Source organism: Thermodesulfobacteriota bacterium (assembly GCA_040756475.1).
Classification (GTDB): Bacteria; Desulfobacterota; Deferrisomatia; order Deferrisomatales; family JACRMM01; genus JBFLZB01.
In genome coordinates this window covers 20,092-29,744 of record JBFLZB010000040.1, presented here as the reverse complement: position 1 = coordinate 29,744, position 9,653 = coordinate 20,092, and the positions used below count along the sequence as shown (strand labels likewise).

The following is a 9,653-nucleotide window of genomic DNA, read 5'->3' as shown; positions in this document are numbered from 1 at the left end:
GCCACGAGGTGGCGGGATCCCTGGCGGCCGCCGCGGCCGCGGCGGCCTTTGCCCTGGGCACGGGGGGCGCGTTCTGCTCCGTGTATCCGGCGGCGCGGCTGGCAACCCTCCTGGAGGGTTGCCGGGGGGCGGGCCTGGAGCCCAAGGTCCTGCTGCCGGTGCACCCCCGGGCCGGCGAGCCGGCGAACCTGGTGCTGGTGCGGTGTGTGCGGGGAGGAGGGGAGGGGCTGGAGCTCAGGAGCCCGCTCGTCCTCCACGCTTCGGGCGCGCGCTACTCGCCCGAGGCGGAGCGTCTCCTGGGTCCTCCCTGAAGCGGCGCATCTGTTCGGCCCGGAGCCGGGTCTGGCGCACCGCCTCCCGCAGCTCCGGGTCCCGGATGGACGCCACCTCCCGGTCCACGGCTGCCGCGACCTCGGCGGGCACCTCCCGGGCGAGCCAGGGCGGAGGCCTTGCGGGGTCCCGCGGGGGAGGGGCCGGGGGCTCGGCCTCGGCGATGCGCAGCCGCACCTCCCGCACCAGGTCCTCGCCCAGGGCGCGGTTGACGGCATCGCGCATGGTTTCGCGCAGAAAGGAGAGCTGCTGCATCCACGCCGGGCTCTCCACGGCCACCGTGAGGCGCCCCGAGCGAAGGGACAGGGGGCGGCTGCGCGCCGCCACATCGGGGCCCACGGCTGTGTCCCAGACCTCCCAGATCCGGTGGGAACGGTCCGGGTAGGACGCCTCGGCCTGGCGCAGCACGCGCTGGAGCACTCGGGGGAGGTCGTCTGCGCTCTTGGGCATGGACGCCTGCGGTGGAGTAGGGGAGCGGAGTCGGTGGCTCAGGGTACCGGAGGGCGAGGAGCGGGGGAAGGTCTGGGACCCGGCCCCGAGGCACCCAGCCACCCGGGTGGGTCGGCAGGCGACCTCGGAGCTGCTGGAGGAGCGGATTTTGGAGGGGCGAGACGTATGGAACGGGACGGGGTCTTGATCTTTCACAGCATCCACCGGGTCATGAAGGCGGAGAAGATCCTGAAGAAGGCAGGTCTGGACGTGCGGCTGATGCCGGTGCCCCGACAGCTCTCCTCCGACTGCGGACTCTCCCTGGCCTTTCCCCTGGGGGATCGGGTGGCGGTGCAACAGGCTCTGGAGGCCCACGGCTGTGCCTTCGAGGAACTCCATGCCCGGGAAGGGGAAGCGTACCGCCGCGTCGGGTAACGCGGTGGGCGGTGCGCGCCCCTCGGCCCAGGGCGATCACCCGGGGCGATCAGGGTGAGAGCCGGTCGGGCAGCTCCCGCAGTAGTCCGTGGATTTGTTCCAACTCGGGTTCGAGGGCCACGGCCAGGGCGCGTTCGTCGAGGAATTCGACTTCGAAGGTCTTCCCCGCAGCGTGAAGGCGGTGCTTGGCGCGGCAGACCCGGCAGTGGACCGTGTCTCCGTCCTGGGCCGTGCGCGCCACCGCGATCACCGGACCGCAGCGGGGGCAGCGCACGAGCGGGGTCTCGTGGTCGCTGTGCCCGATGATCCCCGCCAGGCGCCCTTCCTGCGCCATGGCCGCCATGGCGTCCACGAGCCGCCCGTCGAACTGGCGATCCCGCTCCGCCCGGAGCCGGGAAACGGCTTCGGGCAGGTCCAGGGCCTGCCGGTAGGGACGGGTGCTCGTCATGGCGTCCAGGGCGTCGGCGACGCTCACGATCCTCGGGTAGAGCTCCAGGCCGCTGGGGCCCACCGCTTCGGGGTAGCCCTGCCCGTCGAAACGCTCGTGGTGCCGGTACACCGAGTCCAGGACCAGCTTTCCCAGGGGATGATCCGCGACGAGCCCCCGGCCGATGGCCGGGTGGGCGCGCATGGCCTCCACCTCGGCCCCCGTCAGGGGGGCTGCCTTGTGGAGGATGGCGTCGGAGACGCCGACCTTGCCCAGGTCGTGCACGTAGCCCCCCAGGGCCGCCAGGGACGCCTGGGAGGCCCCGAGGCCGGCCTTTTCGGCCAGGAGCTTGGCGAACTGGGCCACGCGCCAGGCGTGGCCGCCGGTGTAGGCGTCGCGCGCCTCGATGACCGACCCGAGGACGAGGAGCGACTTGAGGAGCAGGCGGTCTTCCGAGTGGCTCACGGCTGGACCCTTTTCTCTTGGCGGTTTGCAGCCGGCGCGGCGGCGACGGTCCCAGGGTGCCACGAACCCGGCGGGTGACAACCCGCGCCCGGGGCCCGGGCCCGTGCCGCTCGGGACAGGCGGGGAACGGCGGAGGAAGGGCTTGAGATGAGGCAGCTTGGGCTCTGGGAGGATGCCCCCCGTCACTACCACGAGGCGCTGCGGCGCCTGGCGCGGCTGGATCTGTCCGGCTGTCGGGCCGCCCTGGCGGAGCACGCGCGCCAGTGCCCGGCGGGGCCCGGCAACAGAAGGTGAGGAGGCCGGGACCTGCGGTTCTCGGATGAGAACCATTTAAGGTGCCTCTCATCCCCGTCTCATGGAGGCCGTTCTACACTCCACCGTCCGGCGGAACCCAAGCCCGGGGTCCCTCTACGGCGGAGTATGGCGATGAGCGTGGGGAAGGTGTGGCGGCTCTCGTGGGTTGCCATCCTGGTTGTGAGCGCATTTTTTCTGGGCCGGCACCTCCAGCCCGATACCCGCCAGGGGCGGCGCCCGCCGCCCCTGAACCTCGGGGCTCCTTCCCAGCCGGCACCGCCGGGATTCGGCGTGCCCCAGCGTGCCCCGCCCCCGCCTTCGCGCGCCCCCGCGCTCCCCGCCAATCCCGGGGGTGGCCGATGAGCCTGGGCCCCCTGGGGCGCCTCTCGCCCCGGCGGTGGGTGCAGACCTTTAGCCTGCTGGTAAGCAACGCCTACTTCTTCTCGTGGCTTCGGTTCATCCCGTGCAGTTACCTCAACTGCTCCCAGTGCGCCCTGGCCACCTTCAAGTGTCCCCTGATCGCCTTCCAGACCGCGGGCATGGTCATGGGGATGTTCGGGGCCCTGGCCCCCAAGACCGTCGAGCTCCTCATCGTGAGCTCGGCGGTGCTGCTCCTCTTCGGGGCCGCCCTGGGGAGCTGGGCCTGCGGATGGCTGTGCCCGTTCGGCTTCGTCCAGGATCTGCTGGCCAAGATCCCGGTGCCAAAGTTCACCCTTCCCACCTGGGTGGGCTGGGGCCGGCTGCCGCTCTTCGTGGTGCTCCTCGTGTGGCTGCCCTACGCCACCAAGTCCCTCTTCTTCTGTCACCTGTGTCCGCCCGGGGCCATCGTGCGCCTGAGTCAGCAGGGCCTGGGGATCCCCCTCTTCCTCCGCGCTCCCGAGGGGCTCCTGGCCGCCGTGTCGGCGGCGGTGCTGGTCCTGGTGCTCCTGCTCGCGGTCTTCTCCCACCGCTTCTTCTGCACGGCCCTGTGCCCCATCGGGGGCTTCTACGGGCTCTTCAACACGTTTTCCGGGTTCCACCTGAAGGTCGATGCGGCGGCCTGCAATGCCTGCGGCAAGTGCGCCCGCCACTGCCCCCAGGGGCTTCGTCCGCACGAGGAACCCAACCACATCGCGTGCAGCCGGTGCCTGGAGTGCACCGGAGCGTGCAAGGCGCTGTCGGCGGACGTGCGGATCTAGCGGGCCGGGGCCTCCCGTCAGTCGATGTAGGCGTGGAAGACGAAGTCCTTGTCCCGGACGGACGTGTGGCACTCGTAGCAGTCCTTCACCGGGTCGATGGGCAGGGCCTTCCCGTCAGGCCCGAAGGCCGCATAGACCCAGCCCTCCGTTGCCGACGCCTTCCTGTCCTTGATCATCACGGCGTCCATGATCTTGGCGCCCTGACTCACCATGCCGCCCTCGTCCACCACCTCGTAGAACGAGACGACGAAGGCCGCCTCCTCGGTGTACTTGTCGCCCCCCTTGAGGGACTTCAGGGCCTTCTCGTTCGCGTAGATGTTGTGGAATCCGTAGAGCCCGTGGCTCTTGTCGGGGATGACCATGGACTTGGTGTGGGCCCACTCCCGGAAGTTCTTCGGCAGCTTCGCCCCCGCCTCCCGGGCCTCGGACTTCTTCTCGGATTTCTTGGGCGACTCCTTCTCGCTGGCGAAGCCCGGGGAGGCCAGGGCCAGGGTGAGCAGGCAGGCGAGGGCGGCTAGCAGGGTGCGCATGGGGGTCTCCTTGGGCCAAGCCCGGCTTGGGTAAGGGGCCAAGGGTAGCGTCCCGGGCAGGTTCGTCAAGGAGGGGGGCGAAGCCTGGAGTCCCCCGGGCCCTCAGGCCCGGGAAACGAAGTGCCCATCGCGGGTGTCCACCCGAATTCGTTCGCCGGTCGTCAGGTAGGGGGGAACCATGACCTTGAGCCCAGTCTCGCAGACGGCCTCCTTGGCCTGGGCCTGGGCTGTGGCCCCCTTGACCACCGGGGGGGTGTCGATCACCGTGAGCTCCACAACCTGGGGCGGGTCGACGCTGACCACCCGCTCCTGGTAGATGCCGAGCACGACCTCGGTGCCGTCGAGCAGGTACCCCCGCACCCCGTCGAAGATCTCGGGACCCACCTCGAACTGTTCGTAGGTCTCCTGGTCCATGAAGACGCCCCCGTCCCCCTGGGAGTAGAGATACTGGCCCTTTCGGCGCTCGAAATCGGCCTCCTCCACCTTCTCGCCCCCCCGAAAGGTCTTGTCGAGGACCTGGTCGGTCAGCAGGTTGCGAAAGCGCACCTTGACCATGAGGTTGGCGCCCCGGGCCGTGGGGGCGTGCTGCTGGACTTCGAGGAGCCGGCAGGGTGCGCCGTCGGCGAGGATCACGTGGCCGCGCTTGAGGTCGGATGCCTGGATCATGGGACGTCTCCTTCGAGGTCTTCGGCGTGGGAGGGCGTGCCGCCATCGAGTTGGGTCAGGGCCGAGGCGATGCTTGCCCCCGGGGTCGCGGTCTGGGCCAGCGCCCACGAGGCGATGTGGTGATACACCTGGGCAGCGGCGTCGTCCACGTGGGGCAGCAGGCACCCGTCGAGGATGTCTTCCACGTAGGCGTCCCAAGCGCGGGACAGGCGCCGGACAAGTAGGGCGCGCTGGGCGGCCGCCTCAGCGGAGGCGAGCGGGGCCCCCCGGCCGCGGAGCCGCTGGCCCATCGCCCGGCCCGCCTGCTCCAGGAGCGCTCGCATCCTCCCGAACCCTGCTTCCGCAACGTCCTCCACCGGGCGTGCCCCGGGCCCCCGGCTGCGGAAGAGAGGGACCTTGCGTGTGGCGGTAATCTCACGGGAAAGGGCCCGTCGATCCGGCGGCGGCCGAAGACCGGCTCCCGCCTCGGCCAGGGCAGCGGCGAGCCCGCCGGCCACGTCTTCCCCCTGGCGCGCCAGCTCGCCCCGGGCCTCCAGGGCCAGATTGCGGACGGCGTTGATCCTCAGGGGCTCGGTGGCCGCGAGGACGGCGCCGGCTCCCTCCTCGAGGCGGCCCCAGAGGATCGCGGCGGCGGCCACCGGATCGCTCCCCGCTTGCCTCCACGCCAAGGCCGCATCGGCGTCGAGGCTGCCCACGCGGGTCTCCCAGGCAGCGCGCTGGGGGGCGCCCCGGGCGGAAAATCCCCGCGCCACGGCCTGCCGGATCTGGGCCTTGCGCGCCTCGGCTGCCGCCCGCATGCGGCTCTGGGCCCGGGTGGAAAGGGCCTCAAGGGTGTCGGCGCTCCACGCGGCGCGCCCCAGGGCGGCCGCGCCCAGCGCCAGGGCCGCCTCCACGAGGGTTCGTCGCAGATCCGCCCGGGCTCGCTGCAAGACCAGGTGCTCCTGCTCGGAGCGGGCGTCGGACCACAGCCTATCGCGAAAGGCGCGGAAGGCCTCGCGGCTCTCGGCTGCGGGGCCGGGGATCGCCTCCTCCCAGGCGCCGGGGAGCCCCCGCTCTCCCGGTCCCACCGACTCGGGCGCCAGGAGCAGCCGCCGCTCCAAGAGCGCTTGGAGGGACGAGAAGGCGTGTACGCCCTCCTGCGCTCCGAGCTCGCGCAGTTGGCGGCCTGCCGTCTCCACCACCCGGCGCAGGCGGTCGGGGTCTCGCACCTCCCCCAGGTCGGTGTTCACGGCAAACCGGGTGAGCTCCAGCATCCCGTAACCCCGCAAGGCCTCCAGGAAGCGAAAGTCGGCCTCCCGCAGGCCCACCCGGGTCGAGACCACGTATACGAGGGCGTGGGCCGACAGGACGGCTTCCTCCAGATCCCTGCCGTGGGCCGCGTTCCAGGCGTCGGCACCCTGGCAGTCGAGAAGCACCAGCCCCTCGGGCAGATCCGGCGCGGGCACCTCGACCCGAAGCCCCGCCAGGTAGAGCGCCGCTTCGTCCCGGCCGGCCCAGCGGGCCAGGGTCGCCGGGTCCCGGGTTTCCTCGGTACGCCGCGCCTGCGCCAGCCGGGGGCGGGCTTCCTCCCAGCCCGCCAGGAGTGCCCGCAGGGGTTCGGCGTGGGGCCCCCTGGCCTGGGCCACAACCCTCCCGGCCGCGTCCCGATGGGTCGCCTCGTTCAGGTCCCAGGCGCCGGGGCTCCCCAGGGCTCCCAGGTGGGACGAAAAGCCTGCGTTCACCTCCGCCCGGCACTTCCACTCCGCCGTGGCGCGGAACCAGGGCCCGGCCCGAATCTCGGTGACCTGGGCCGTGAGGATTCCCGAGCCCCGGGGGAGGAGGTCCTCCCCGATCAGGGCATTTACCAGAGTAGACTTTCCCGACTTCACCGCGCCCACGAAGGCCACCCGGGCCTCCCCAGCGGAGAGCCGCCCGGGCAGGCGCGCCAGCTCCGCCCGCCACGCCCCGATGCGCTCGGCGTGCTCCGGGCGGCGGGCGCCCTCTGCTTCGAGGCAGCGCTCGGCCTCGTTCCGGGCGCGCAGGAGCCCCCGGCGGGCGAAGTCGTTGCGTCGGGAGCGCAGGGGATCGGTCACGGGGTCCTCGGAAGACCAAAGGGGAGCGCACGTCATTATGGGGGTCGCCCGGCGCGGATTCCAGAGGGTGGTTGGGGAGGGCCCTGGGGGGGTTGACCTTTGCTCCCGGCCGGGTACCCTTGGCGGCCCCGATGCGCGAAACACCCTGGGAGGTTCGAGATGAACTGGCAACGCTACTTCGATGACGCCCGCGGCGTCGGCTTTCTGGCTACGGCAGGCCGTGGGGGAGAGGTGAACATCGCCGTCTACTCCCGGCCCAAGGTCCTTCGGGACGGCACCTTCGCCTTTGGGATGACCGACCGCCTCACCCACGCGAACCTCCAGGGCAATCCCCACGCGGTGTATGCCTTTCAGCAGAAGGGCTTCCAGGGGGTTCGGCTCTACCTGGAAAAGGTGAGAGAGGAAGACGGGGGGCCCGTGCTGGAGGAGGTCAAGGCCCGGGCGGATGCCATCGTGGGGGCGGGTACCGGAGACCAGGTCAAGTACCTGGTGTGCTTTCGGCTCACCAAGGCGCTGGTCCTGGTGGGGGACGCGTCCCCTCGGGACGAACCCCTGCCGGTCGTCTAGTCCGTGATGCGGGGCGCCTGGCCGGGTATCGGGAAGGCGGAGCCTCGGCGGGCGAGGCCAGGCCGCTCTCCGGTCCAGGGCCGGAGGTTCCCCGTTGCGACGAAGCACCCCCCGGAAGCGGTGTCCCTCTCGATCCTGCGCCTTCGAGGCGCGACCGGAGGATGGGCATGAGTTTCGGTTGGAAGCTGGCCGCAGTGCTCGTGGGAGTGGTGCTCTACTTCGTTCCGTGCTACATCGCCCTCGAGCGCCAGCACCACCTGCGGCGCGTCATCTGCGTCGTCAACATCCTTCTCGGGTGGACGGTGATCGGGTGGGTGGTGGCGCTGGCGATGGCGCTTTCGGGGGTGAAACGGCGGATTCGCGCTCTGGACGACTACTTCGGCGACTGAGGGGGGGAGGGGAGGAGCGCGCGGGCGCCTTACCGCAGGGCGTTTCCCTGGGAGCCCGAGAGGCTTGCCTGCTCCAGGTGGTCGGGGTCGAACCGGGACGTGAGCCGCGACGCCAGGGACTCGAACTCCTCCATGCGGTCGGGGGACACCGGGTCGGCCGAGGGGGTCTGGATCCGCATCGGGTTTACCGGTGAGCCGTTGCGGTACATGCGAAAACACAGGTGGGGCCCGGTCGCCAGCCCGGTGCTTCCCACGTAGCCGATGACTTCCCCCTGGGAGACCCGCTTGCCCTTGGCCAATCCCTTGGCGAAACGACTCATGTGCAGGTACAGGGTCTCGTAGCTGCTGTTGTGTCGGATCTTCACGTAGTTTCCGTTCCCGCTCGTGAACCCCTTCTCCGTTACCACCCCGTCGCCCACGGTCTTGATGGGGGTGCCTGCCGGGGCCGCGTAATCGATGGCAGGGTGGGCCTTCCATGTCTGGGTAATGGGGTGGAAGCGCTTCTTGCTGAAGCCCGAGGAGATGCGGGTGAAGGTGAGTGGGGCCTTGAGAAAGGCTTTCCGCAGGCTGTTGCCTCCCAGGTCGTAGTACCCGGGGGGCCGGTCCCCGTCCTGGAACCACACGGCGTGGAAGACATCGCCCCGGTTGACGAAACGCGCCGCCAGGATCCGGCCGTATCCCGCAGGCTCGCCTTCTCGAAAGCGGCGCTCCACCAGGGCCTGGAACGAGTCCCCCTTGCGGATGTCCAGGAGGAAGTCGATATCCCAGGCGAAGATCTCCGCGAGGGCCAGGGCCAACTCGAGGGATTCGCCGCTCTCGGAGACCGCCTCGAAGAGACTCGTGCGAATGGTGCCGTTGACGACGTCGGTCTCCACCGAGTAGGGAATCGGCTCGCGAGAGACGTGAAAGAGGCCTCCCTCCCGCGAAATCACCAGCCGCGTCTCCCGGTCGATCTCGTAGCGAAAGCTCTCCAGGCTCCCTGCGACCTCCCCTATCTCATAGGGCCTGCCGGCCGCAATGCGGGAGACGGGGAATACGGGTTGGACGGCTTCCGCCAGCCTGTGGACCTCGGCGGGGCTGAGATGGCTGCGCAGGAGCGAGGAAAGTGTGTCTCCCCGCTGCACCACCCCGGAGCGCACGGTGGGGGCGGGTGCCGGGGCGGACTCGGGTGCCAGCGTAACCGGGTCCGGCGAGGAGGACGACTCCGGCAGGGTTGCCGCCTGCTCGGCCTGCATCTGCGCCCGTCCCGCGTCGCGGGGTGCCCCGGCGTGCTCTTCCCCCATGCGGTAGGCGGCCGACACGAGGAGCACCGCCGCCGAGGCGTACGCGATCCAGCCGAAGGTGGCACGAAGGCGCGGTCCGGGGGATGGACGGGAGACAGGCACGTCGATCTCTCTTCCGCAAGGGGTTTGGGTCGTCACGGAAAGCCGCAGGGTGCGCAGCCGATGTACCTCCTTATCGGCTGCCGCACCGAAAACCTTTGCGGGCGCGGACTCCCCGCCGCAGATGGCGCGTGAGCCGCGCAACGGGGAGCCGCTGGGGTTTGTAGCAGCCGGGTAGGGATTCGTCAAGCGGTTCCGGCTCCCACGATCCACCACCTGGGTGGCAAGCGGCGTCCGGGAGCCCTTGCGCTCTGCCCCGTAATCCGCGACGTTCGGAGGCAGGGTAGCCGGGGGAGCCGATGCGCCGAGCCTCACCGCTTTCGGCCTCGCTGCCGCGGTTCGGTCGAGGCGGTACGGGGCCCTGACCAATGGCCAGGACTCCCGGACCCCGTCCCAAAGGTTTTGTGAATTCTGGGCTCCAGCGCCGCGACGCCGTGCCGGCGGCGCCTGCCTCGGGCGTTGCCAAAACCGGGTGGGGATGGTACCTAG

12 protein-coding genes are annotated in these 9,653 nt (G+C 70.7%); 6 read left to right on the top strand and 6 right to left on the bottom strand.

Annotated elements, in window-relative coordinates; all coding sequences use genetic code 11:
• On the top strand, nt 1-311 hold a 311-nt coding region (locus tag AB1578_08100), incomplete at its 5' end, for an SAM-dependent methyltransferase (GenBank protein ID MEW6487861.1).
• On the opposite strand, the gene AB1578_08095 is transcribed toward AB1578_08100, so the two are convergent.
• Nucleotides 235-780: a DUF721 domain-containing protein gene (locus AB1578_08095; protein MEW6487860.1), complete on the bottom strand. Its 546-nt coding sequence runs from the start codon at nt 778-780 to the stop codon at nt 235-237. The two genes, AB1578_08100 and AB1578_08095, sit on opposite strands and share 77 nt — an antisense overlap.
• A gap of 183 nt (nt 781-963) precedes the next feature.
• Here AB1578_08095 and AB1578_08090 point away from each other — a divergent pair, with 183 nt between their 5' ends.
• Nucleotides 964-1,194: a DUF3343 domain-containing protein gene (locus AB1578_08090; protein ID MEW6487859.1), complete on the top strand. Its 231-nt coding sequence runs from the start codon at nt 964-966 to the stop codon at nt 1,192-1,194.
• Nucleotides 1,195-1,243: 49 nt separating this feature from the next.
• On the opposite strand, the gene AB1578_08085 is transcribed toward AB1578_08090, so the two are convergent.
• Nucleotides 1,244-2,086, bottom strand: a complete 843-nt coding sequence (locus tag AB1578_08085) for an HD domain-containing phosphohydrolase (protein ID MEW6487858.1) — start codon at nt 2,084-2,086, stop codon at nt 1,244-1,246.
• A 147-nt stretch (nt 2,087-2,233) separates the two neighbouring features.
• Between AB1578_08085 and AB1578_08080 the strand changes: the two genes are divergently transcribed.
• Nucleotides 2,234-2,380 carry a hypothetical protein gene (locus AB1578_08080; protein MEW6487857.1) on the top strand — a complete coding sequence of 49 codons (147 nt, stop codon included), beginning with the start codon at nt 2,234-2,236 and terminating at the stop codon, nt 2,378-2,380.
• 359 nt (nt 2,381-2,739) lie between these two features.
• Nucleotides 2,740-3,558: a 4Fe-4S binding protein gene (locus AB1578_08075; protein ID MEW6487856.1), complete on the top strand. Its 819-nt coding sequence runs from the start codon at nt 2,740-2,742 to the stop codon at nt 3,556-3,558.
• Nucleotides 3,559-3,575: 17 nt separating this feature from the next.
• Here AB1578_08075 and AB1578_08070 read toward each other — a convergent pair whose 3' ends face one another.
• The 3 genes from AB1578_08070 to AB1578_08060 form a co-directional block, all read right to left on the bottom strand.
• Nucleotides 3,576-4,088 (bottom strand): cytochrome P460 family protein, encoded by a 513-nt coding sequence (locus tag AB1578_08070; protein ID MEW6487855.1) that lies wholly within the window; start codon nt 4,086-4,088, stop codon nt 3,576-3,578.
• Nucleotides 4,089-4,190: 102 nt separating this feature from the next.
• Nucleotides 4,191-4,754 carry an elongation factor P gene (gene efp / locus AB1578_08065; protein ID MEW6487854.1) on the bottom strand — a complete coding sequence of 188 codons (564 nt, stop codon included), beginning with the start codon at nt 4,752-4,754 and terminating at the stop codon, nt 4,191-4,193.
• A complete protein-coding gene (locus tag AB1578_08060; GenBank protein ID MEW6487853.1) occupies nt 4,751-6,826 on the bottom strand; it encodes a dynamin family protein in 2,076 nt (691 codons plus the stop codon). Before AB1578_08060 ends, efp begins: the two co-directional genes overlap by 4 nt.
• Nucleotides 6,827-6,985: 159 nt before the next feature.
• Here AB1578_08060 and AB1578_08055 point away from each other — a divergent pair, with 159 nt between their 5' ends.
• Together AB1578_08055 and AB1578_08050 are read left to right on the top strand one after the other, a co-directional pair.
• Complete coding sequence (locus AB1578_08055; protein MEW6487852.1) at nt 6,986-7,393, top strand: pyridoxamine 5'-phosphate oxidase family protein; 408 nt, start codon at nt 6,986-6,988, stop codon at nt 7,391-7,393.
• Nucleotides 7,394-7,560: 167 nt separating this feature from the next.
• Nucleotides 7,561-7,782 carry a superinfection immunity protein gene (locus tag AB1578_08050; protein ID MEW6487851.1) on the top strand — a complete coding sequence of 74 codons (222 nt, stop codon included), beginning with the start codon at nt 7,561-7,563 and terminating at the stop codon, nt 7,780-7,782.
• Nucleotides 7,783-7,811: 29 nt separating this feature from the next.
• Here AB1578_08050 and AB1578_08045 read toward each other — a convergent pair whose 3' ends face one another.
• The gene (locus AB1578_08045; GenBank protein ID MEW6487850.1) at nt 7,812-9,167 is read right to left on the bottom strand and encodes a peptidoglycan DD-metalloendopeptidase family protein; all 1,356 of its coding nucleotides are present in this window, start codon (nt 9,165-9,167) and stop codon (nt 7,812-7,814) included.
• Nucleotides 9,168-9,653: the final 486 nt, after the last annotated feature.

Bases quoted from the DNA above. Each gene is read 5' to 3' on its own strand.
- AB1578_08095 (MEW6487860.1), bottom strand. From the start codon at position 780: ATGCCCAAGAGCGCAGACGACCTCCCCCGAGTGCTCCAGCGCGTGCTG.
- AB1578_08080 (MEW6487857.1), top strand. From the start codon at position 2,234: ATGAGGCAGCTTGGGCTCTGGGAGGATGCCCCCCGTCACTACCACGAG.
- AB1578_08075 (MEW6487856.1), top strand. From the start codon at position 2,740: ATGAGCCTGGGCCCCCTGGGGCGCCTCTCGCCCCGGCGGTGGGTGCAG.
- AB1578_08070 (MEW6487855.1), bottom strand. From the start codon at position 4,088: ATGCGCACCCTGCTAGCCGCCCTCGCCTGCCTGCTCACCCTGGCCCTG.
- efp (MEW6487854.1), bottom strand. From the start codon at position 4,754: ATGATCCAGGCATCCGACCTCAAGCGCGGCCACGTGATCCTCGCCGAC.
- AB1578_08055 (MEW6487852.1), top strand. From the start codon at position 6,986: ATGAACTGGCAACGCTACTTCGATGACGCCCGCGGCGTCGGCTTTCTG.
- AB1578_08050 (MEW6487851.1), top strand. From the start codon at position 7,561: ATGAGTTTCGGTTGGAAGCTGGCCGCAGTGCTCGTGGGAGTGGTGCTC.